This window comes from Anaerotignum propionicum, assembly GCF_024461735.1.
In the GTDB taxonomy this organism is placed as follows: Bacteria; Bacillota; Clostridia; order Lachnospirales; family Anaerotignaceae; genus Chakrabartyella.
On sequence record NZ_JANGAD010000002.1, the window covers coordinates 296,961 to 319,528 of the forward strand.

Here is a 22,568-nt window from a genome sequence, read left to right on the forward strand (position 1 = left end):
CTTTCAGTTTCAATTGTTTTTCCTGCAAAAAAACCGAATATACTGATACCATATATCCTGTCAAATTACAAATGCAATATTATTTAAACACATCAAAAAAAGGATTAAATGTAATTTAGTGCCTAAATGTACAATGGTCTTTTGCGGTAGTGTCTCAAATTATCTTTGCTAATGGGCTTACTTTCTGTTTCAGCTGACTCAAGCTTTGGAAGAACTTGGTGCTGTCGTTAGCAAATCAATAATACTTAATACTTTTTAGATTAATTTATACTATACTTGCTCTGGCCATCAACAAGTTTAATATCGTCTAATAAAATTACAATTGATACAAAATATATTTTCAATTTACTTTTATTAGTGCATTAGTGTACGATGCAACTTATCACTCCACTGGAATTAATTTACCAGACGTTACAACTAAATATAATAGGGCATCCCTCCAAACATAGTAATATCAGAATTTTTTTTTGTGACTTGTTTATTGTTGTTGTGATTACCAACAATCACCCCAATTCCTATCAATAACAATCCAAAGCTTATTATGAAGGCTTGTCGATTCATTTTAAATGTCCATAAAATAGTAATAGTAATACATCTGTAAAATGTATTGGCTAGCAGAGTTTGCGCTATATGTAGTAACCAATAATGCGAGTGCTGTTAGCGTTGCACTGTGCCTTTTATGAATTGCTTTAACAGCCGTACTCCCCCTTTCACTTATGGACAAACTAAGCATATCACAATTAGTCGAAATTAACCAAAGAAAGGACAGAAAACATTAAACTCGGGACAAAATTAGTTACTAGGCTGTTTTCGTGAGAAAAGAAAATAAAATGATGGTTACAACAAAAGTATGATTATCAGTAGTTAGTTTTAAATAGCCATTATGTTGCGCTACTAAGCTACTTACACTTTGTAGCCCAAATCCGTGTAAATTCTTATTTTTTTTTGAAGTTAAAGGATGTTTATGGTCTATATGCAAATCTTTTGAAAAGGGGTTGACGACACTAATATATAAATTATTTTTTTCTTCATAAATGGATATAGTGATACATTTTAAGTTGGAATTTTTCGAATCAAAAGATTCTATCGCATTATCTAACAAATTTCCAATAATCACATATAAATTATTTTCATCTGGTAAATATTCAGAGGACAAGTTAACCCTTACTTCTAAGGGGATATTTAGGGTTTCTGCTTTGGAAATTTTATAATTTAAAATTGCATTTATAGCATGATTCTTTGTATAAAAAATTGTTTCAGATTGGCTTGTGATTTTTAACATATTTGTAAATACTTCATTTAACTCAGCTAGGCTTTTTGGCGTGCAGGTCCGTAATTGTTCTTGAATAAAAAGTAAATGATGATTTAAGTCATGCTTGATTTTTCGGACTTCATCTAAATTTTCCTTTTCTTTTTCATACTGTAAAATGTAGTACTTTATTTGTTGCGATAAAAGTTCGTTTTTTAGCTCTACTTTATTCAATATTAAAGTTTTTTCGTATAAATGATAAAATATGATATTCATTATAAATAGTAGCAAGGCGATTAAAACATGGCTGTTTGAATAATTTTGGTAAAATACTGCATGTCTATAAAAGATATGGAGAGTTATAATGCTGAGAAAAGGCATAGAAAACAATTCAATTAAGGTAAGGGGCTTGAGTATTCCGTCATTTACATCTTTTGATTTTATATGCTGGTATAGTTTAACTAAAATGAGTAAAGCAAAAAGTGTTATTGCATGCAAAAATATAAAGGAACCTTGATTAACTGCAAGTTGTTTCTCTTTATACTGATATAAAAAGCGATATCCAAATTCTACAACGACTTCTACTATCATGACAATGGAAAATTCATATAGTATGGCTATTATTTTTTTAGTAATTGAACTTTGATATAAGGTTGCTAATAAAAGTAAAGAAGAAATTGTAACGAATATATTTGTAAAAATATCTCTAGGAAAAACAAAGAGAATGGTCTTTAAAAACAGATAAAGTATATAAGCATAAAATCTTTTGTTAGACAATGTTTTGTTCCCTAAAAAAGAATCGAAAAAGCTTAATATTATATAGAGCATAATAAAAGAAAAGCATAAATTTATAAAAAAATATAAAGTAAAAGTCATATTTTACTCCTCCTTTCTAAAAAAATAGCGTATCTATCCATAGTATCTTCGTAATACTTTCTTCCAATATTACAGAGCTCTTTTTGCGTTATAATGATTTTATGAGATTTTAATGTAGCGTAATTTAAATTTACAATAAAAGAACGACTAGGCATAATAAAATAATCAAGGCACAAAAGTTTTGACCACTCCTCTTTTATAGTTCCTATATATTGAAGGTCATCTTTTGCTGTTTTTAATAGGATATTATTTCGTTTCGCTTCGAGAAAGATAATATCTTTCATTGGAATAAAAAATTTATTTTTATTTTGATAGTAAATAAAAATTAACTCATGTGTTTGTTTTATTCGCTGGATAATTGGCCATAGTACTTCTTCTAGTTCTTCAACTTTTATTGGTTTATCTATAAAAGCGGAGGTTCCAACACGGATTAGCTCTCGCCATCTTTTATCAAAATTTGAAATAAAAATAATTTTGCTATCTTCACCTAAGGACCGAATTTTATTTGCAGTTTCAATTCCATCTAGATTATCCATTAAAATATCCAGTAGGATAATATCATAATGATGGTCTATAAGGCTCTCGATTAAAGCACTTCCGGTTTCAAAAAGAAATATATCAAAGCTTTCCTTCCACTTCTCTTCGATGCGAGTTAAATAAATCAAAAGAGTTTCTCTAACACTTTCTTGATCATCACAGCAAGCAATTTTATACATAAAATAAACTTCCCTCCTTTTTTACATAAATTGTACCATAGATTATAATAATAAACCATAGTGCATCCGGGTTGATGATTAGTATATAAATATTTTTACAATACTATTATTTTATATAAAAGTATTTATGTTTTTAATGTTTAATAATATAAAAAAATGCCTTTTATGAAATTTTTTTTCATAGAAGGCATTGCTGATAAAGGGATAACTTTTTTAATTACTTTAGTGCAGGGAATTTTTCTACATTTTCTTTTAATGTGCTTATTGATGTATGTGTGTAAATTTTGGTGGAATTTAAGTCGTTATGACCAAGCAAGGCTTGTATTGTCAGTACATCAACGCCTGACTGATGTAGATGAGTGGCGAAACTGTGCCTTAGTTTATGTAAGGTATATCCTTTATTCCCTAAACCCGATTTTTTAATATACCGTTGGAATAGCGTTTGCACGGCAGAGACAGACATCCTGCCTCCAGCATCGGATATTATAAGGGGTTGGTTTGGTAAAGGCTTAGTTTCTAGGTAATATGCAACCAGATCTGCGCCTAAATCGTTTATGATGGGCACTATTCTTTGTTTCTTTCCTTTTCCGTTTATCAAGATGGTTTTTTCCTGAAAATTCACGTCACACCAATTAAGCTGAAGCACCTCTGACCTTCTCGCACCGGTATAGATAAATAACTCTAATAATAGTTTATCTCTCATTCTGTGTTCAGGAAAACGAGCGAATTTCCCAGGGGCTTTTAAAAGAATTTTCAGGTCGGCTTTGGAAAAATAAATCGGTAATTTTTCTACACGCTTAGGAGCGTGAATTGGGGCCATGGGGTTGGTTTGAATATACTCCATTTCATACAAATAATTATAAAATGAACTCAATGAATGAATTTTTCTTCTGACGGAGTTAGATTCATAACTTTTGGTGATTTTTAAATAGGTAATAAATAATCTAACATCCTTCGTTTGGCATTCTAAAATATTTTCACATCGTCCACTAATTTTTAAATACTCTGTGAAATGCTTAAAATCCGTTTGATAGCTTTGCAAAGTAAGTTTAGAGGCATTTTTTTCACTGAGCATATAGTTTAAAAACTCCTCATGCAACTGATTAGCTTGTGTGTCCATTGACAGCCCTCCTAAAAATGCGTATAATAGTTTCAGGGTTATGTACTGTTTTACTTATAGTGCTGTTTTTTGAAAATAACAGTGTCTATAACCAGTAAAAAACCTCATAAAAACCCTGTAAATACAGCATTCTAAGAGCATTTCAATAAGGGTGGTCATAACCCGGCTTATAGGTTTGCTCACGATACTTAAAAAAATTACCCCCTGAAACCTTTTGTTTTAGGGGGTTTTTGCGTTTATAGTGTTAACGTTAAAGTAGGATAAACGCTCGCATACTTATATCTTCCGTAATGGAAAACCCAAAAACAGTCCCTCTAATGTAGATTGGGAGGGGCTGTTTTTCCACGGAATTAAGTATGTATTTACCTAAAATTCCCCAGCTATTCTTCATAAGTAAAATAAAACAATAGCGATGCTACTATCCAAGCAATAGCACCTAAATAACACAATCCCGCATCTAAATATATATGAGGCAAATTTAAGATATTTAAAAATCCAACAAATCTACCAATAAGACCTCCAAACAAAGGGCTCAATAGAATTGAAATAATTGTTAATGTTCTTATGTCGTTTCGTTTATTTCTCATACCGTTCTCCTTTAGAAAATCACGACTTAGAATCCAAATTGAAGGTAAGGATATTTCTGTTTGTTATTTCTCTAAGTCTGATATAAAGTATTTTATCAAGTCAATAGGGGCATTAGAACGCAATAACGAAAACCATTATTTAAAATCTATTAGATTTTACAATTGCATATTTATTGTCTTGTAAATATACAATTTCAACTTCTGCTTTAAATTCCAATGTGTCCATATCAAAATATTTGTATATACTTACATCTTTAACTGTGTATTTATTCTGAAAACCATCTTTATCTATGGCCATCTGCTTTAGTTCTTCGTCTGTATATTTAAAAGGTTTGATTTTAGATTTGTCAAAATCATTATTCCATTTACCCATATAATTGACTATTTTTGCATAGCCACTAAATACATAGATACGGTAACCGTAATGTGTGGGATAGCCGTCCACATAAAAACGTATATCTAAAATATTTACTGGAGCTACAAACCGGTTTATGTATTCTTGTGTTTCTTCATTATCCGACTCAATTGAAACATTTTCTAATGGGGAAGATTCCTTTACCACAAAATCTTTCATATTAAATTTTTGATCAATATTTTCTTTCATATATTTCTCTATGGAATCATAATTTTTTGAACCGGTGATATAAGTCACATCATTTGTGTCAATTGTTGTTTGATGTTTAATTCTCTCGTTAAGATATAAATTTACTAAATCATCAATGTTTTCTGGTACCTGTAATTCTGTATCGTGAGGCAATTTATTTTCTTTGCTTATCACAACTGTTTTAGTGTTTTTATCCCATTTACATGAAAAGTTAAGAGCTTGTGCAATATCACTAATTGGAAAATATAAATATCCATCAATATTATACCCGGTTAAAGTATTATCTTTGGCATCTACTGAAATTGTTTGTGTAGCTGGTATGATCTGTTTACCTTTGACAGTTTTGGTCGAATTTGTAGAAACTCCACTATACTCACGTACGTTAGTATTGCACAAAGGGAACATCTTGTAAAGACATTCCCTATGCGATCTATATTTTTAGTTGAATTTATTATCTGTGCAGTCCTCAGACATAAACTTATTACTATAAGAAATTGAAGTAATTGAAATTCGTTTATGAAATATAATTTTCAGGGTCATTTCTTGAGAAGTTCTTTTTTTACTAAAAGGAAAGTTACTTCTGAGTTAGAGTCATTCATGCTTTTCATAATGATATCCCCCGATTTATTCGTAAAATAATGATTTAAAATATTCAATTTATCTTGATTAAAGTTAAACTTAATTGGTACAAACTCTTGTTTTGCATAGTCGAATTTGAAAATAGTTTTATCTTGAGTATTTGTAGTTGCAAAGTATAAAGAATTATCTGCATTTACTAAAGGATCTAATACTGTATAACGACTACTTATGTCTGAACCCAATTCATCCGGAATCTTCAAAGGAACCAAATCTTTATTGGTTTGTATTTGTTCTACTAATATTTGTCCATTTAAAGTATGGAAAATTAAATTATTTCCAAGTGCATACATATCCATAACTGGATCATCACCAATTTTTGATAGTTTACTTGAGATTTGGGTTAGTTCAGCAAACTTCTCTGAGGATATATTGTAAGTTAATATGTGAGTGCTCTCTTTGTAATTATCATATTTCAATGTGTATAGATACATAACGCTGTCGTTTACAGTTATGCAGGAAATTACATCACCAGTCCCGTCTTGATATTTACCAGACATAATTTCTTTTTGAGAAGAATTTTGAAGGTTAAACGCAGTGACTTTGTAATTGGTGCCACTTTCGCTTGATGCATCGTCTGTAGGAATGATTTCAAATACAAATAAAGTATTATTATCTGTATACGTATTGCAAATAAATGTATTGCCAATCCACTCATGAAATATTTTGAAATTTCCGGTAGATAAATTTACTTCAAAGATCTTATTTTTGTTATCCATTAATAAGCAAGGGATATACAGCTTGTCATCAATAATAGAAATTCGTCCTGTAATAAGTTTATATTCTGTAAGATCTAATAGTTTTACAGAGGTATCTTCCGCAATGGTATATTTATAGAATTGTATATTTAAATACTCATTACTTTTATCCCATTCTTCTATGGAATAGATAATTTGCTTATCATCAAAGAAAAGTATATCTGATTCATTTGGCAAATTGATTTTTTCTGTATCAGATTGATTAATTATTATGCCCATAGGAGCAGTAGCATCAGGTTTATTTGCATCGCTTTTTGCAGAGGTAGAGAGAGTATTTACTGTGCAACCAGTAAGACTTAATATGCATAGAATCAGTATCAATAGTTTTCTCATAGTGATAAAATCTCCTTGTCAAATTGAATTAGGCTATCATAAATTAAATTTAGGAACTTTGGTATCCATACCTTTTACTAAAATCAAAAATTATGACAGCCTATAAAACTAAATTAATATGCCATTTCTTGTGCAAAGTGGTCATTAGTTGCGTTGTATAACTCGTTTAAAGTTACCCAATAGCTTCCGCCTGCTGATGGTCTAACATTTTTAATATTAGGATCGGTCAGTAATATTTCATCGCCATAGGAATTAAATCCGTTTGCGTTCAAAAAGTGTCCATTTGTTTTATACTCCCAGCTTCCCGTTCTTTTAAATCTTAGTCTGCATACGACAGGTGTTTCGTGATCTACAGCATACTCTACCATACGCAGAATTTTGCTTTTGCTTGGCTGGGATATTATAACATAAGTGGAGCCATAATCTTTATTGTCATTAATATATTCAACCATTGGCTCCAAATTACTTCCAGCTGGAGTTGTGCCAATTGCATTAGCTATTGATTTTTGTGAGCTTGAGTATCCATTTATATAATGCAAAGTTTGCTTTACAGTAGCTGGGCCACAATAATATTCTTCCTCCTGAGTAAAAACTTTAACACCTAATGCTCCTCCTGAAGAAGCAGAACGTGCTACTTTTGATTGTGAAAGTACACTCAGTTTGTCAATTAAGGAATTATCTTGAATGCTACTACGGCTTGACACTTTATTAGATTTACCATTTAATATTGCTTGAATATCTGCTTCAGATAATGCACTTTTGGAAATTTGTCCAGCATCGCCAGAAACAGAAAGGGCAGATGTATCAATTTTGGATTTAGATTCAATGGCTTTTAGGTCATTTGCAAACGCCATAGTTCCCATTGACGCAATCATCACTACAGTAAGAGTACCAGTTAGGAATCTTTTTTTCAACATAATAATACCTCCGTTTTGAATTATTTAGTTCAGATCTACAATTAATTGTTACTAGTATTTCGTTGAATTTTTTCTCCTTTCTTATATTTATTTTGATATACGAAGGGTATCATATTTTGTCCATAAGTGCGGTCAGTTGTAATAATTGGTATGTTTTTATGTAATAATTGATTATTTTATATTTATTATAAATTAAAATAAAAAACACATAAGTATATATTTTGATATAAATACTTGTGTGTTTAATTATATATTTGGAATCATAATTTCCTAATCTTTTTTGTGTCTTGAAGCCATATCCAATAATTTATATTAGCAGATGGTGTTGTCTGTAGGATACCATTTTTTATTAAGAACATCATTATATGATTTATAAAGTAAAAACTACTTTAGCTCTCTTTAATGCAAATCACATACAAACTTAGTAGATTGATAAGAGTTATAAAATAAAGAAGTATTCAATTGATATCTCGTAACTCTTTTAAAAATTGAATTTGATTTGAAACTGCTGTATCTCTTTCAAATTTCTTTTGCTAATCGGTATATTCATTTCATTTATCATCAAAATACTATCGCCAGAAATTTTTGTAATATAATTATAGTTTACTATGTATGAAATATGTGAAGTCACAAAAAAATTCGGTAACTGCGATTTAACATTTGCTAAAGAGCAATAAAATTCATCTTCTCCATCTAACGTAGCGATCTTTACCTTTCTAAGCTTGTTTTCAAAATATAAAATATCTTGAAATGCTATTTGTTTAAATTCATGGCCAACTTTATACTTAAAAACTTTTTTCTCTTTATCTAACAGTTTTAATACTAAGTCTAAACATTTTATTAACTTTTCTTTGTCGATGGGTTTGTCCAAAAAGTTCAAAGGCTGAACATCAAATAGCTGTCTCTCATATCCTAATTTTGATGATATAAAAACAATCTTAGTAATATAATCATCCAATTTATTTCTAAGAGTTGTTCCAACTTCAATACCAGTCGTAGTTTTTAGTTCTATATCAAGAAAAATTATATCAAAACAATGTTCGTTCTCTATATAGTTGATTAATTCTTTTCCATCATAAAAAACTTCAATATCAATTTTTATATCACGTTGTATACTATAATCAAGAATAATTTGTTCAATTTCTATACATATATAATTATTATCGTCGCATACAGCTATTTTTAACATAAAAATATCCTCCTCATTATTAATACTATCAATATATCATATAATGCACATTTATAGTAATAAAAAAATGGTTTGTTGATTTGGCATATGACAGATTGAATAAGGGGTGTGGTGTTAATGCCTTTGTGAAATAGCTTGTGTGCATGATTCTGGGGGAATACCGTTCATCTTGTCGGTGCTTTGTCACGGAGGGTATATTCTTTGTTCAGTTTTCCATCCAAGGCACCTTGGAAAAGGACGGATATCATATCTGGCATGATCGCATTTGAATCAGTGCCATCTTTAATGCTGGTATCATTATTTATAGATGTTCTGCATCATTTGTCTCAGTACTGCTTTTGTCGATTGTGATTTTTTCTTGCCATATAAATCTAATAATTTTTTTATTGTAGTTGTTTTCCTAGACACAAATCCACCTACACTATTAATAAATTGAAGTATAAATTAATGTATTTAAGAATCTCAGGAACTTTTGAGATTGTCTTCCGTCTGAAGATATGTGCTAGAACATATACTTTATTTTTAAGGAGGAAATGAATTATGAAAAAGAATGTAAAAAATGCATTAGCATTGAGTATGATATTAGCAGTAACAGGTGGTACAGTAGCCTTTGCAAATACAGATACTGACAGTAAAGTAACTGCTAAAACGGAAGTAACATCAGTTTCGGAGCCAGAGACGATTATGGCAGAACAGAAAAAAGTACAGGGCTTTATTGTAAATGAAGGAAAGATTATTGACATTAGTGAAGCGGGAGAAGATGGAACACAGGTTGTAACAATTTCAAATGAGCAGGGTGGTTTGAGATTTAGCGTTAATGCTGGTAGTGTTATTGTTGATAGAGAAACAGGGAAAAGCACTTCGGCAAGCAGTTTAACGAAAGGTATAGTAGTTTCTGTAATTTATCCAGAATTAAGCCCCATGGGCATGAGCATGCCACCATACTTAGGTAGCGCAACAGTAATTGTAGCAAATGCTGATAAGGGTGAATACATGGTAGGACATTTTGATGTGAGCTTCACGGATGAAAATAACAAGTTGAAGCTAAATATCGGGGATGACACGGTTTTGGCAAACTCAGGGGTGAGCAAAATTGGTGTGACTCCGGATATGGTAAAAGGTCAGAATGCTTTGGTTTTTTATACTGTAACTACAAGAAGTATTCCGGCGCAAACGACACCTTCTTTTATAATGGTACTTGAAAAAGATAATAAAGATGTCAGTGAGCCAACGGAATCAAATGTTGATGAAGAGACAAAAGAGGCAGAAGAAGGAACAATAGATTTGATACCTTTGCGTGACACAGCAGAAGGAAAAGGCTTTACAGTAACTTGGCAAGGTAGAGATAAAGCCATCTTAGTTGAAAAAGCAGATAGTAGTATTAAAATTACAATTGATGAGGCACTTTTTGCAGTGGATGGAAAAGAAAAAGAAGCAGCAAGGCCTGCGACTTTAGTAGATGGAGTAATGTATGTATCTTCAGAAGTTTTAAGCTAATTGCATAAAATCAACGGAAAAAAGACTCTGATCATATTATGATTAGGGTCTTTTTTCTTTGATTCCATAGTTGCGTTTTAGTATATATATTCGGTTAGTCTTTGTATAAACGATAATTAAAATGGTTTTACGGAAAATTCACATTGAGACAAAATAGTTGTAAGTTCGATAGTTCCCTAAATAGATATTGTTAGCTTGGTTCTTTCTCCCATTTTTTCTAAGGCTTTGCTTTAAGTTTTTAGGAGCATCTTTCTAATGACTTTCTACTTTTAGGCTGCTCACCATTAGATCGATTTAAGTTTTTTTTTCTGATTGGAGTGATGCGATGATAAACTAATGTTTAGAGTGACATAGAAATATTTTTTTAGGGTCACGATAAATATAATATTTTTCATTTACACGAAGGGTACTATCTTAAAAGGTTTTCTCTCTATAAACAATTAGCTTTACTGAATACTAATTATTATGTTATTATAAATTCAATTTAAATAAGCCATGTCTATCAAGAGAATGCAAATGATTTTTTAAACTTGTACTTTTTTCGTTAAGTAGAAATTTAGGGTTCTTTCATAAAAAGAGCTTTCAGCAGAAAAGAGGTGTAAAAAATGAAGGGGCATATGCAAATAATATCTGGAGCGTATTTTATCATTGTTTCACTAGGGCTTTTTTTATGGATACATTTTCTGGGAGGGGACATCTTAGTAAAACATATGATTCCCGTTGCATTGGGGTTGATTGTATTATGGTTTTTCATGATTTATGCCGTTATGAAGCGGGATGAGAAACAGAGGAATAGAAAAGAGGAGGATAAACAATGAACGACCAAATGAGAAAAATTTTAGAATATAATCGGGTGTTTGTTGAGAGCGAGTTATATTCAAAATATGCTACGTCCAAATATCCTGACCGAAAAATAGCTATTTTATCCTGCATGGATACTCGAATGACAGAGCTACTGCCTGCCGCCCTTGGATTAAAAAATGGCGACGTTAAAATGATTAAAAATGCCGGGGCACAAATCAGTCATCCTTATGGTAGTGTTATTTTCAGCTTGCTTGTTGCCATATATGAATTAGGGGTAGACACGGTTTTGGTGATTGGCCATGATGATTGTGGGGGCCGCATTTTAGATGGTGCTAAAATTGTGGAGAAAATGAAAGCAAAGGGAATCACTCAAGAGGCTTTGGATGAGGCGGAAAGAAATCATCGTAACCCCGTGGAATGGTTAACTGGCTTTGGGGATGTTTGTCATGCTGTTGAAAAAACAGTGGAGATTATCAAGACCCATCCTTTGATTCACAAAGGTGTTGAGGTTTATGGCTTTGTGATGAATCCGGAAACAGGTGAAATGCGTCAGGTGGAGCATGTGTAGGCTGTTTTTTTGGAATCAAGAAGATGATAGTAAAGCAGTACAAAAAATAATGGGGGAGATACGGCGAAAATCACCAGAAACAAAAGTTCCTCAGATTGCCCGGCCCTCCAATGAAATTCCTTATCTTCAGGCCACAGCGTTTGGTAAAACTACAGCATCCTTGGGTCATTGGGGCTTTCAGACCAATCAAGGCAAGTTGATTTATAATGCAAGGCAGGAAACGGTTTTGTCAAAGGGGCTTTTTCAGCCCTGTTTTGAAAGAAATAGATGTATCGTACCTGCCCATAGCTTTTTTGAGTGGAATCATGAGCATCAATGTTTTAGATTTTCTCAAGCTGGGGAAGGTCTTCTTTACTTTGCCGCTTTATATCGTAAACAGGGGGGAAGAACAGAAGTTGTGGTGTTAACTACCCATAGTATGGGTGAGATTGCCCTGGTGCACCATCGTATGCCTTTGATTTTGAAGGAAGCTGAGTTAAGGAGTTGGCTATACGATACTTGTGTATCAGAACAACTATTGGCACAAGGGGAGATTGCATTGAAAAAAGAAATGGTGGAAAATTAGGTTCAAAGAATTATCTTTACTATGCAAGTTCCAAGTATTACCCAGTTATATTTAACTACTGTATATTTTATAAAACTGCATTTTCTGCCAAAAGACTTGAGGAATTCTTAAGTCTTTTTTATAAGGGTAGAAAATAAAGAAAAGTGTGGTACAATTATATGGTAAATTCAGTCAGTCTGTTTGACAGTAATGGGTAAGTCGCTGGTCTTTAAGAGCTGAATCTGTCATTAAAAGGATTCATTTGCTTTTAGATCAAGCTGACTAATGAATAATCAAGGAGGTCTTATGAAAGTAACTTATTTTAATCATAGCGGTTTTTTAGTGGAAACAGAAAACAAGGTATTAATATTTGACTATTACCCCCAGGGAAAGCGTTTTGATTTTTTTGACCCCAAGGACTATAAGGGTAAGGATATTATTTTTTTTGTATCCCACAATCATAGTGACCATTTTGACACTAGAATACTTGATTGGGTGGATAATGCAGCCTATGTCATCTCCCATGATATCATTTTGGATTCTGCCTTTTCGGGAGAGGTTTTGTATGTGAAGCCCCACGAAACCTACCAATTCCATGGGCTTGCCATTGAGACCTTATTATCCAATGATGAGGGTGTGGCCTTTGCTGTACAGGCAGATGGAAAAGCAATTTACCATGGCGGAGATTTGAACTGGTGGCATTGGAATGGAGAGAGTCAGGAGTTTAATGATGATATAGCAAAAAGCTATCAAGAGGAGATTCTAAAAATAAAAGGCAGAAAATTTCAGGTGGCATTTATCCCTGCGGATTTACGTTTACAGGACAAGTACCATTGGGCGACGGATTACTTTATGCAGGAAGTGGATGCAGACGCTGTATTCCCTATGCATTTTTGGGGAAAGTTTGAGGTTTGTCAGATGCTGAAGGAGAAACCTTATGGAGATAAAATCATACAAATTTCCAAAGCAAATGAGACATTTACTATTTAATCAATACTACTTTCCTCTTTGGCTCTTTTGACAGGAAAATGATTATGAGGAATGCCACAATTCGGACTTCAGAGAGTTGTTTAAAATAGTTTGAGCAAGCAACGTAAGGGTTATTGGACAGTGTTAACGATCCCTTGAAAATTAGGAGTGACAGTGTATGAAAGGCAAAAATTGGCGGGAATATGAGCCGCAAAGAATAAAGAAGAAGCGGCGCAGACGCCGAAAAGGCAGATTGCCCATCAAGCTAATCTTACTAATCTTCCTTTTTATATTGGGCTATGTTGGATTCGAGATTTATTTTCACTTTAGCAAGCCCTATGTTATAGGCCTAGATGCCGGTCACGGTGGTGTTGATACCGGAGCGGTGGGTATCATCGAAGAAGTTGGACTGACGGAGAAAACCACTGCCAAGCTGGCAGAGCTATTGGAGGCAGATGGGCGTTTTCGGGTGGTTCTTTCTCGAAAAGACGGTGAGGATAAAACTGTTACCAATAGAAACAAGCTTTTTCAGAGGGCAAAGCCTGATTTGGTGCTTTCCATCCATGCCAATTCCGGTGATGATGCATCTGCCTATGGATTCGAATGCTATCCTTCTCCTCCGGGAAAAAAGAACTATGAGAAAAGTTTGGCATTTGCTCAATACATAGCAACGGAAATGAAAGTGGCGGGAGCAAGGCTGCGAGGGCCTGATGGGGTTCGGTTTGGATATTATGTGCCTGACGAAACGGGCAATGCCTCTAAGCTATTGCTAGATTCTACTGATACACAGGTTTACGATTATGATACCTTTGGGATGTTAAAAAATATGACTTGTCCTGCAGTTTTAGTGGAGCAGTGCTTTGTTACCAATGAGCAGGATGTGAAGGATTTTGGTACAGAAGAAGGATGTGCAAAAGCTGCACAAGCCTATTATCAGGCAATTTGCCAATATTTGAATACGATGGAAAAAGGGAAAAAATAAAAAAGGAGTGCCGAAATTATCGGCGCTCCTTTTATGTCTAATAAAAAACTGGTTTTCACCGTCTTTGTTTTTATATACCTAAGACTTTTTTATTCTACTTTCAGATTTTTTTCTTTTAAGCGATGATTGGTTGCTTCTCGAAGGAGTATATAAAGAACGGAAACAATTGGTATAAATACAAGCATCCCAATGATTCCAAATAAACTTCCACCGATGGTGACTGCCGCAAGAACCCAGATAGAGGGTAAGCCAACAGAGCCTCCTACTACATGGGGATAAATCAGGTTACCTTCAACCTGTTGCAAAATGAAGAACAGGATAATAAAGATAAGTGCTTGCGCTGGATTCACCGTTAAAATCAGGAATGTACCCAGCAATAGCCCGATAAAAGCTCCAAAAATAGGGATTAGTGCGGTAAAAGAAATAAATACACCGATTAGTAGTGCATAAGGAAGGCGCATAATAGTCATTGCTACGAAGAACATAAAGCCTAAGATAACTGCCTCTAGGCATTGACCGGCAAGGAAGCTGGCAAAAATTTTGTGAGTCAGATCACAGATTTCAATTGTTCTTTGCGCATATTTTTGTGGTAGAAAAGCAAAAAGAAGCTTTCGAATTTGTCTGCCTAAGGTTTCTTTTTGCAGTAAGATATAGCAAGCGAAAACAAAACCAATGAAAAAGGAGGTAAAGGCACTTAATATACCCTTTGCTACCACAAAAGTGGAGTCCAAGATATTGCCTATACCTGACTTAAAAAAGTCAGCCACACCGGTTACCAACTTTTGCCAATCAATCTCGATGGTTGACAGATAAGATAATGCTTCGGGGTTTGCGGAAAAGAAGCTTTCAAGTTTTGCTTCAAGGTCAGAGACTCTTTGGGGCAGAGATTGCGCCAAATCGCTTGCGGTGGTTGCCAGCTGGGGCAAAACCAGAGCAGTAACAATAAACAGCAGTGCCAGCACAAAAATGATAGCCAAGACGAGGCTGATAGGGCGTACCATTTTTTCTATATGCTGTTTCTTCTTTCCTTTTGCCGTAAGCAACGGCTTGGTAAACAGCATTTTTTGAATCCGATCCATGGGAACGCTTAAAATAAATGCAATGGCGCAGCCCAAGAATAATGGTAGCAGGATATGCAGTATAAAACTGATAGAGCCTATTACAATGTCAAAGCGGTAAAGTCCAATTAGAATTAGAATGGCAAAAACAATCAGACCTCTTATTTTTCGAATATTGTTTTGATCCAGCTCCATTTCGGAACACCTTCTTTCTGTTTTTTGGGAGTTGCAAATCACCATATAAACTGCCAAGCAGATGAAAAAGATTTATGTGGGACAGCCGAAACCTTGCCTGTTTGGGCTGATAAAAAACATTATAATTTGAATTAGTATAGCATGTGCAAATAAAAATAGCAATGAATTCCATCTTTTGGTGACGGATAAATGCCCATTTTGGAAGATATAAATCTCCTGTTTTATTATAAAAAAATATGAGTACCAAAAACCAAAGAATAGAAGGATTTATTGGAATTCACGTGAGATAATAAGAAGAACAAAATCCCTTATGTTGACCGTTTTGGTGGGTTGTAGTATCCTTAATCTAAAGAAATTGTAATAAATGGAGGAAGTATATGACACTGGATATTTTGAAAAATTTAATATTGAATTTATCTATGCTGGTAATTATTGCCCAGCTTTTGACAAAAACAACCTTCATCAAACAATTTATGTTTTCTTATAAGGCAGATATCAAATCCAATGTTGCATTGGCCATAATATTTGGTTTGATTAGTGTTTTGTCCACCTACACAGGAACGGATGTAAATGGTGCCATTGTGAATACCCGTGTTATTGGCGTAATGTCAGGGGGGATTATTGGGGGGCCTATTGTAGGGATGGGAGCGGCAATAATCGGTGGATTGCATCGATATTTTTTTGACGTGGGAGGATTCACCTCTGCGGCTTGTGCAATTTCTACTTTTGTTGAGGGTGTTATTGGTGTTTTAGCATCAAAATATTTAAAACGGAATGACTGGAAAAAAATAGATATTTTTTTGATTTCTGCCTTGGCAGAGGTATTTCAAATGATAATCATTTTACTGGTGGCAAAGCCTTACCCTGCGGCACTGGAGACGGTGCAAATCATTGCGGTGCCAATGATATTATTTAATTCTTTGGGCATGGTAATTTTCATTTCTGTTTTCAATTCTATTTTCATAGAGCAGGATAATGAGTCTGCCAAAAGAATTAAACTAGCCTTTGATATTTCCGAGCAGTGCCTGCCTTTTTTACGAAAAGGGATGTATAACAAAGAAAATATGGATAAGGTCACCAAGATGATTTTGGAAAATGTAAAAGATGGCGGAGTGGTTATAACAGATAGAGAAAAGATACTCAGCTACCAATGTGATGTTGCGGCATTACAAGATCATATGGAGGGAAAATCCTTACCTCAAATTGCCCAATTGGTGATCGGTAAAAATCGGGTAATGGTTGCCGAAGGGGCAGAAGCGGGGGATATTTTTTATGAGCATTTAAAGAATTTTACCATTGTGGGAGCACCTTTGCATAGTAAAGGTAATGTAGTGGGGGCTATTTTGGTATTTACCAAGAAATTTAAAATTTCAATACAAACAGACAAAGATTTTGTTGATGGTTTGGCAAAGCTCTTTTCCACCCAATTGGAATTGGCAGAGGGGCAAAAACAACGGGAGATGTTGCAAAAGGCAGAGTTTAGGGCGCTGCAATCTCAAATCAATCCCCATTTTTTGTTTAATGCTTTAAATACCATTACCGCGTTTTGTCGTGAGAAGCCGGAAAAGGCGAGGGAATTATTAATTGTTCTTAGCACTTATTTCAGAAATACCTTGAATACCAATCAATATATGATTGATATTTATGATGAATTTTCTCATGTGGACGCTTATTTGCAATTGGAGAAAGCTAGGTTTGAGGAAAGGTTGACATTAGACATCCACGTGCCTACAGATTTGCACTGTCAGGTGCCAAGCTTTATCTTACAGCCTATTGTAGAAAATGCTGTGAAGCATGGTGCAATGAAGAGAAGTGCTGGCAGGGTCTCCATTCAAGCGTGGCAAACAGAGAAAATGGTGGGAATTACAGTAAAGGATTCGGGATATGGTATCCCACAGGAAATTATAAATGCATTGCATAATGATACCTTGGATAGTTCAAAGGTTGGGCTTTCCAATGTGGACAAGAGACTGCGTAGTATTTATGGACAGGATTATGGTTTGGAAATTCAAGCTTCGTCAGAAGGCTCGGAAGTGACTATTAAAATTCCAATGGAAAAGGGGGTGGAGGTAGATGAAAATAGCAATCGTGGATGACGAAAGACCATCTAGAAGTGAGCTTCGGCATTTGATTTTAGACTGTATCAGGGATGGGGAAATCATGGAGGCCAGCTCCGGAGCCGAGGCCATGGAGTTATTTTTGAAAGAAGATTTCGATTTGATTTTTATGGACATTAATTTAGGGGATATGGATGGTACTACTTTGGCCGCCATGGCTAAAAAAGCCCATCCGCAGGTTGAAATTGTGTTTGCCACTGCATATAACAGTTATGCTGAGAAGGCCTTTGATATTGATGCATTAAACTACATTCTAAAGCCCTTTGATCCCAAAAGAATTGAGCAAACGATACAACGGTTTCTAAAAAAGCGTAGAACAGAAGCCAGTGAGAAGACATCCCAAAGGGAAGATGAGAAAAAAGCTATTTCAAAGGTTTCCATTAACTGCGACAAAAAAATGATTTTATTAGATATTGCAGATATTGTATACATTGAAACGGGGAAACGGGCATGCATTGTTCATGCCAAGGGAAAGTCTTATACAGCGTCCTGTTCCATGAATTCCTATGAGGAACGGCTGAGGGAAAGTGGATTTTTCCGTATTCATAAAAGCTATTTGATTAATCTTGAGTATGTGATAGAGATATATCCTTGGTTTAACAATACTACTTGTGTGAAAATGCAAGGTTATGAAAAGGAAGTTTTAACGGTAGGCAGAAACCAGATAAAAGAGTTGAAACGGCTTTTCAGTATGTAGTCTAGCAAAAGATAATAATAAATTTCAAAGTTATGAATGAAAAGGGCTTTTCTTCATTGAAATAAATGAGAGAAAGCTCTTTTTTTGTCGTAAGAGGGATTTTAGGATTTATTGCTTGAGAAGAAATAAACAAAATGATTGAAATTGTTTCTAAGGAAAACAATTAAATTCTATTATTATACCTACGGAATAAATGCAACAAATATCATTTATCTTTAAATTTTTATACTAAATTTGGATAGATACGTTAAAATTTCATTAAAATAAAATGCATTTTGCACAGGGATTTCAGCTTTTTATCCTTGGATAATAACCAGTGACAACAAAAAACAGTACAAAAGCGGGAAAAAGCGCTATTCTTACCTTAGAATCATATTTCTTAAGAAATGTGTGACAAGGTATAGACAAAGTTAAGATATTACAGTGGTGCAGTTTGGTTTTACAATATTAGAAGTTTATCGCTGGGTTTTAAAAAAACCTTGAACGGGCAATAAACTTCGGACCACTGTTTTTTGGATGGTTACAGATCAGCTTTATCAAGCTTGGAAACAGATATCTTAAGGGATGTGCCATTTGTGCTGTCTGGGGAATACAGATGGCATAAGTACTGCTCATCATGAGCAGTAGAACTTATAAAATACATATTTTTAATGAGAGGAAGGGGAAAGTTATGATTAGTTTCTTCGTATGTCTTGCAATTCTTATCGTAGGTTATGTAGTATATGGTGCTTTCATTGAAAGAACCTTTAAGCCCGACGAAAGAGAGACCCCTGCTGTAGCTATGGCGGATGGAACAGACTACGTAGTAATGGGTAATGGTAAAATTTTTTTGATTCAGTTATTAAACATTGCGGGGTTAGGACCCATTTATGGTGCAATTGCTGGTGCATTGTGGGGGCCATCCGTATTCTTATGGATCACCTTTGGTACAATTTTTGCGGGTGGTGTGCATGATTATCTTTCGGGTATGATTTCTATGCGTCATAAAGGCACCAGTATTTCTGAAATTGTAGGCATTTATCTTGGGCCCTTTATGAAAACTGTGATGCGTATTTTCTCAGTTGTATTGCTGGTTTTGGTTGGTACTGTTTTTGCAACAGGCCCCTCTGCTCTTTTGGCAATGCTGACTCCTGAAACATTAGATGCTAAATTTTGGCTGATTGTAGTAATCACTTACTATTTCTTGGCTACTTTAGTACCTATTGATAAATTGATTGGTAAAATTTATCCTATCTTTGGTATTTGTTTGATTGTTATGGCTCTGGGTGTAGCCAGTGGAATTGTGATGCAAGGCTATACCATCCCTGAAATTACATTTAGCAACCTTCATCCTAATGGACAGGCAATTTGGCCTTTCATGTTTATTACTGTTGCTTGTGGTGCTATTTCCGGTTTCCATGCAACCCAGTCTCCTCTGATGGCACGTTGCATGAAGAGTGAAAAAGACGGCAGAAAAATTTTCTATGGCGCCATGGTTTGCGAAGGTGTCATTGCCCTGATTTGGGCAGCGGCAGGCGTTGCCTTTTACCAAAGCACAGGGGGATTGGCAGAGGCAATTTCAAGACTTGGCGGACAGGGTGGAGTTGTTTATGAAATTTGTAATACCCTTCTTGGATCCATCGGTGCAGTGATTGCAATGGTTGGCGTTATTGCTTGTCCTATTTCTTCCGGCGATACCGCTTTTAGAAGTGCTCGATTGGTTATTGCTGATTGGTTTAAGATTGACCAGAAAAAAATCAAACCCAGACTTGCTGTTACCATTCCGTTGTTAGTAGTTGGTACATTACTTTCTCAGGTAGACATCACAATTATTTGGAGATATTTCTCTTGGAGTAACCAAACGTTAGCTATGATTGCCCTTTGGGCAGCAGCAGCATACTTGCGTAAGAATAAAATTTTGCCTTGGGTTGCAGTTATTCCCGCAACATTTATGTCAGCTGTAAGCTGTACCTATATTTTGATGGCACCAGAAGGCTTTCAGTTAAGCGCAGGGTTCTCCTATCCTGCAGGTATTATTTTTGCAGCCCTTTGCTTCATTCTCTTTATAGTGAAAATCATGAATAAAGATTATGCAGCTGAGCAAGATACTACTGCAAGCGCTTGATTTATTTTTACGAAAGAATTCCTTATAGGTTGCAATACAGCCTAGGGGTATAAAGATTATACAAAGGATAACAGGCTCCATTGCGTGCAAAAGTTTTGCATTGCAATGGGGCTTTTTAAATATTTATAAAATAGCTATATAAAATAGGGCTATAATAGAAAGAATCAAGGACAGAAATTAAAAAACCTGTTGCGAAATATTTTGTAAGAATGGCACCAAACCCTCAGGAAAAAGGGCTTTACAGCGGACAGGTTTGCGTATAAACTAGAATAAGTCATAATAAAGCTTGCAGGATTATTTTGTGAAAGGAAGTATTTAAAATGGAAATCAGAACAAGGTTTGCGCCCAGTCCAACGGGATATATGCATATTGGCAATTTGCGTACGGCGTTATATGAATATTTGATTGCTAAGTCTCAGGGGGGGAAATTCATTCTACGTATTGAAGATACAGACCAGGGACGTTTGGTTGAAGGCGCTACAGATATTATATATAATACATTGAAAATGACAGGGTTGCATCATGATGAGGGCCCTGATGTTGGTGGTGAATTTGGCCCTTATATACAGAGTGAGCGCATGGGTATGTATATGGATTATGCCAAGGAATTGGTGGAAAAGGGAGAAGCGTATTATTGCTTCTGTACCAAGGAGCGCTTGGAGGCCTTGAAAGAAAATAATGGTGAAGGGGCGGCATTTGCCAAGTATGACCGCCATTGTTTCCATTTAACCAAGGAAGAAGTGCAGGAGAAGTTAAATGCAGGTGAGCCCTTTGTTATTCGCCAAAAAATGCCGGAAGAGGGAACAACCACCTTTCAGGATATGGTTTATGGCGAAATCACTGTGGAAAATAAAGAGCTGGATGACCAAATTCTCATGAAGGCAGATGGGTTTCCCACCTATAACTTTGCCAACGTGGTTGATGACCACTTGATGAAAATTACCCACGTGGTAAGAGGTAGCGAGTATTTATCCTCCACACCCAAGTACAATCTGTTGTATCAAGCCTTTGGATGGGATGCGCCGGTTTACGTGCATTTGCCTGCTGTTATGAGGGATGCACACCATAAGCTTTCTAAGCGCCATGGGGATAAATCCTTTGAAGACTTGGTGAGAGAGGGATTCTTGGTTGAGGCAATTGTAAATTACATTGCATTGTTAGGCTGGAGCCCTTCTGATAATACTGAGATTTTCACATTGCAGGAGCTTGAGGAGAAATTTGATATTGCAGGCTTAAGCAAATCTCCGGCAATTTTTGATATTAAGAAATTAACATGGATGAATGGCGAGTATATGAAGGCTATGGAATTTGAAAAATTCTATGACCTGGCTGAGCCAAAGCTTAGGGAAGCCTTGGGAGAAACACAGTTGGATGGCAAAAAAATAGCCGTGCTTTTGCAAAAACGTTTGGAAACCCTGAACGATATTCCTGCTCTGGTTGCCTTTTTTAAGGAATTGCCTGTGTATGGAACAGAGCTGTATACCCATAAGAAAATGAAAACTGATGATGCCATTGCATTGACCAGCTTAAAGGCTGCAATTCCTGTTTTGCAGGAATTGGCGGAGTGGAGCGAGACAACAATCCATGACAGCTTGATTGCATTGGTTGGGGAGATGGGAATTAAAAATGGACAGTTGCTGTGGCCTGTAAGAACAGCTTTGTCAGGTGAGCCTACTTCCCCCGGCGGTGCCATCGAATTGGCAGACATTTTGGGTAAGGAAGAAACCCTTCGCCGTTTGGAAAAGGGCATTGCTCTTTTAAGCAATTAATGGGAAGTTTTGCATTACATTAAGCTAAGATTCTTTTAAAAACCAAGCCTGTATTGTGGGGATATGCCCTGCAGTATGGGCTTTTTGGTTATCTATGTAAGCAAACCTTGTTATTTAGCTTAAGAAGGTTTTTTTCGTTAAGATTCTATTCGGCAATTCTTAAAGGAAATGACGGTTTTTGTCCATTGTTTCTTCAAAAAGATTTGGTATCCTATGTATATGAAATTGCAAACAAGCCTTTCCGGGCTTTTCAAATATATTGACATAGATATACCTCCC

General features: G+C 35.0%; 19 protein-coding genes. 10 read left to right on the forward strand and 9 right to left on the reverse strand.

Translation table 11 applies throughout. The features are described from left to right. Window positions 1–799: 799 nt before the first annotated feature. The 8 genes from NE558_RS04000 to NE558_RS04035 all read right to left on the reverse strand — a co-directional run bounded on the left by NE558_RS04000 (window position 800) and on the right by NE558_RS04035 (window position 8,985). Complete coding sequence (locus NE558_RS04000) at window positions 800–2,125, reverse strand: sensor histidine kinase (protein WP_256148620.1); 1,326 nt, start codon at window positions 2,123–2,125, stop codon at window positions 800–802. Beyond that, the gene (locus NE558_RS04005) at window positions 2,122–2,841 is read right to left on the reverse strand and encodes a LytR/AlgR family response regulator transcription factor (RefSeq protein ID WP_256148621.1); all 720 of its coding nucleotides are present in this window, start codon (window positions 2,839–2,841) and stop codon (window positions 2,122–2,124) included. The genes NE558_RS04000 and NE558_RS04005 overlap by 4 nt, the downstream gene beginning before the upstream one ends. Before the next feature lie 217 nt (window positions 2,842–3,058). Beyond that, window positions 3,059–3,961 carry a tyrosine-type recombinase/integrase gene (locus NE558_RS04010; RefSeq protein ID WP_256148622.1) on the reverse strand — a complete coding sequence of 301 codons (903 nt, stop codon included), beginning with the start codon at window positions 3,959–3,961 and terminating at the stop codon, window positions 3,059–3,061. A gap of 380 nt (window positions 3,962–4,341) precedes the next feature. Beyond that, window positions 4,342–4,548 (reverse strand): hypothetical protein, encoded by a 207-nt coding sequence (locus NE558_RS04015; protein ID WP_256148623.1) that lies wholly within the window; start codon window positions 4,546–4,548, stop codon window positions 4,342–4,344. 139 nt (window positions 4,549–4,687) lie between these two features. Beyond that, window positions 4,688–5,548: a stalk domain-containing protein gene (locus NE558_RS04020; RefSeq protein ID WP_256148624.1), complete on the reverse strand. Its 861-nt coding sequence runs from the start codon at window positions 5,546–5,548 to the stop codon at window positions 4,688–4,690. 140 nt (window positions 5,549–5,688) lie between these two features. Beyond that, window positions 5,689–6,879, reverse strand: a complete 1,191-nt coding sequence (locus tag NE558_RS04025) for a hypothetical protein (RefSeq protein ID WP_256148625.1) — start codon at window positions 6,877–6,879, stop codon at window positions 5,689–5,691. 113 nt (window positions 6,880–6,992) lie between these two features. Continuing rightward, window positions 6,993–7,796 (reverse strand): C39 family peptidase, encoded by an 804-nt coding sequence (locus NE558_RS04030; RefSeq protein WP_256148626.1) that lies wholly within the window; start codon window positions 7,794–7,796, stop codon window positions 6,993–6,995. Window positions 7,797–8,277: 481 nt separating this feature from the next. After that, complete coding sequence (locus tag NE558_RS04035) at window positions 8,278–8,985, reverse strand: LytR/AlgR family response regulator transcription factor (protein WP_256148627.1); 708 nt, start codon at window positions 8,983–8,985, stop codon at window positions 8,278–8,280. Between the two features lie 540 nt (window positions 8,986–9,525). Here NE558_RS04035 and NE558_RS04040 point away from each other — a divergent pair. The 6 genes from NE558_RS04040 (at window position 9,526) to NE558_RS04065 (ending at window position 14,349) form a co-directional block, all read left to right on the forward strand. Next, the gene (locus tag NE558_RS04040) at window positions 9,526–10,482 is read left to right on the forward strand and encodes a copper amine oxidase N-terminal domain-containing protein (RefSeq protein WP_256148628.1); all 957 of its coding nucleotides are present in this window, start codon (window positions 9,526–9,528) and stop codon (window positions 10,480–10,482) included. A 605-nt stretch (window positions 10,483–11,087) separates the two neighbouring features. After that, a complete protein-coding gene (locus NE558_RS04045) occupies window positions 11,088–11,300 on the forward strand; it encodes a hypothetical protein (RefSeq protein WP_256148629.1) in 213 nt (70 codons plus the stop codon). Beyond that, window positions 11,297–11,854 carry a beta-class carbonic anhydrase gene (locus NE558_RS04050; RefSeq protein WP_256148630.1) on the forward strand — a complete coding sequence of 186 codons (558 nt, stop codon included), beginning with the start codon at window positions 11,297–11,299 and terminating at the stop codon, window positions 11,852–11,854. The genes NE558_RS04045 and NE558_RS04050 overlap by 4 nt, the downstream gene beginning before the upstream one ends. Beyond that, the gene (locus tag NE558_RS04055; RefSeq protein WP_256148631.1) at window positions 11,847–12,419 is read left to right on the forward strand and encodes an SOS response-associated peptidase family protein; all 573 of its coding nucleotides are present in this window, start codon (window positions 11,847–11,849) and stop codon (window positions 12,417–12,419) included. Before NE558_RS04050 ends, NE558_RS04055 begins: the two co-directional genes overlap by 8 nt. Before the next feature lie 285 nt (window positions 12,420–12,704). Then, window positions 12,705–13,388 carry an MBL fold metallo-hydrolase gene (locus tag NE558_RS04060; protein WP_256148633.1) on the forward strand — a complete coding sequence of 228 codons (684 nt, stop codon included), beginning with the start codon at window positions 12,705–12,707 and terminating at the stop codon, window positions 13,386–13,388. Window positions 13,389–13,545: 157 nt separating this feature from the next. Continuing rightward, the gene (locus NE558_RS04065; RefSeq protein ID WP_256148634.1) at window positions 13,546–14,349 is read left to right on the forward strand and encodes an N-acetylmuramoyl-L-alanine amidase; all 804 of its coding nucleotides are present in this window, start codon (window positions 13,546–13,548) and stop codon (window positions 14,347–14,349) included. Window positions 14,350–14,438: 89 nt separating this feature from the next. On the opposite strand, the gene NE558_RS04070 is transcribed toward NE558_RS04065, so the two are convergent. Beyond that, complete coding sequence (locus tag NE558_RS04070; protein ID WP_256148635.1) at window positions 14,439–15,602, reverse strand: AI-2E family transporter; 1,164 nt, start codon at window positions 15,600–15,602, stop codon at window positions 14,439–14,441. Window positions 15,603–15,979: 377 nt separating this feature from the next. On the opposite strand from NE558_RS04070, the gene NE558_RS04075 reads away from it, so the two are divergent. From NE558_RS04075 to gltX, 4 genes are all read left to right on the forward strand, one after another. Further along, complete coding sequence (locus NE558_RS04075) at window positions 15,980–17,698, forward strand: LytS/YhcK type 5TM receptor domain-containing protein (protein WP_256148636.1); 1,719 nt, start codon at window positions 15,980–15,982, stop codon at window positions 17,696–17,698. Then, window positions 17,676–18,416, forward strand: coding sequence for a LytR/AlgR family response regulator transcription factor (locus tag NE558_RS04080; protein WP_256148637.1), 741 nt, complete (start codon window positions 17,676–17,678; stop codon window positions 18,414–18,416). The genes NE558_RS04075 and NE558_RS04080 overlap by 23 nt, the downstream gene beginning before the upstream one ends. A 670-nt stretch (window positions 18,417–19,086) precedes the next feature. After that, a complete protein-coding gene (locus NE558_RS04085) occupies window positions 19,087–20,520 on the forward strand; it encodes a carbon starvation protein A (RefSeq protein ID WP_256148638.1) in 1,434 nt (477 codons plus the stop codon). Between the two features lie 320 nt (window positions 20,521–20,840). Then, window positions 20,841–22,289 (forward strand): glutamate--tRNA ligase, encoded by a 1,449-nt coding sequence (gltX, locus tag NE558_RS04090; protein ID WP_256148639.1) that lies wholly within the window; start codon window positions 20,841–20,843, stop codon window positions 22,287–22,289. Window positions 22,290–22,568: the final 279 nt, after the last annotated feature.

Excerpts from the sequence above, each read along its gene's own strand:
- NE558_RS04000 (WP_256148620.1), bottom strand. The coding sequence starts at position 2,125 with ATGACTTTTACTTTATATTTTTTTATAAATTTATGCTTTTCTTTTATT.
- NE558_RS04005 (WP_256148621.1), bottom strand. The coding sequence starts at position 2,841 with ATGTATAAAATTGCTTGCTGTGATGATCAAGAAAGTGTTAGAGAAACT.
- NE558_RS04010 (WP_256148622.1), bottom strand. The coding sequence starts at position 3,961 with ATGGACACACAAGCTAATCAGTTGCATGAGGAGTTTTTAAACTATATG.
- NE558_RS04015 (WP_256148623.1), bottom strand. The coding sequence starts at position 4,548 with ATGAGAAATAAACGAAACGACATAAGAACATTAACAATTATTTCAATT.
- NE558_RS04025 (WP_256148625.1), bottom strand. The coding sequence starts at position 6,879 with ATGAGAAAACTATTGATACTGATTCTATGCATATTAAGTCTTACTGGT.
- NE558_RS04030 (WP_256148626.1), bottom strand. The coding sequence starts at position 7,796 with ATGTTGAAAAAAAGATTCCTAACTGGTACTCTTACTGTAGTGATGATT.
- NE558_RS04035 (WP_256148627.1), bottom strand. The coding sequence starts at position 8,985 with ATGTTAAAAATAGCTGTATGCGACGATAATAATTATATATGTATAGAA.
- NE558_RS04040 (WP_256148628.1), top strand. The coding sequence starts at position 9,526 with ATGAAAAAGAATGTAAAAAATGCATTAGCATTGAGTATGATATTAGCA.
- NE558_RS04045 (WP_256148629.1), top strand. The coding sequence starts at position 11,088 with ATGAAGGGGCATATGCAAATAATATCTGGAGCGTATTTTATCATTGTT.
- NE558_RS04050 (WP_256148630.1), top strand. The coding sequence starts at position 11,297 with ATGAACGACCAAATGAGAAAAATTTTAGAATATAATCGGGTGTTTGTT.
- NE558_RS04055 (WP_256148631.1), top strand. The coding sequence starts at position 11,847 with ATGTGTAGGCTGTTTTTTTGGAATCAAGAAGATGATAGTAAAGCAGTA.
- NE558_RS04060 (WP_256148633.1), top strand. The coding sequence starts at position 12,705 with ATGAAAGTAACTTATTTTAATCATAGCGGTTTTTTAGTGGAAACAGAA.
- NE558_RS04065 (WP_256148634.1), top strand. The coding sequence starts at position 13,546 with ATGAAAGGCAAAAATTGGCGGGAATATGAGCCGCAAAGAATAAAGAAG.
- NE558_RS04070 (WP_256148635.1), bottom strand. The coding sequence starts at position 15,602 with ATGGAGCTGGATCAAAACAATATTCGAAAAATAAGAGGTCTGATTGTT.
- NE558_RS04075 (WP_256148636.1), top strand. The coding sequence starts at position 15,980 with ATGACACTGGATATTTTGAAAAATTTAATATTGAATTTATCTATGCTG.
- NE558_RS04080 (WP_256148637.1), top strand. The coding sequence starts at position 17,676 with ATGAAAATAGCAATCGTGGATGACGAAAGACCATCTAGAAGTGAGCTT.
- NE558_RS04085 (WP_256148638.1), top strand. The coding sequence starts at position 19,087 with ATGATTAGTTTCTTCGTATGTCTTGCAATTCTTATCGTAGGTTATGTA.
- gltX (WP_256148639.1), top strand. The coding sequence starts at position 20,841 with ATGGAAATCAGAACAAGGTTTGCGCCCAGTCCAACGGGATATATGCAT.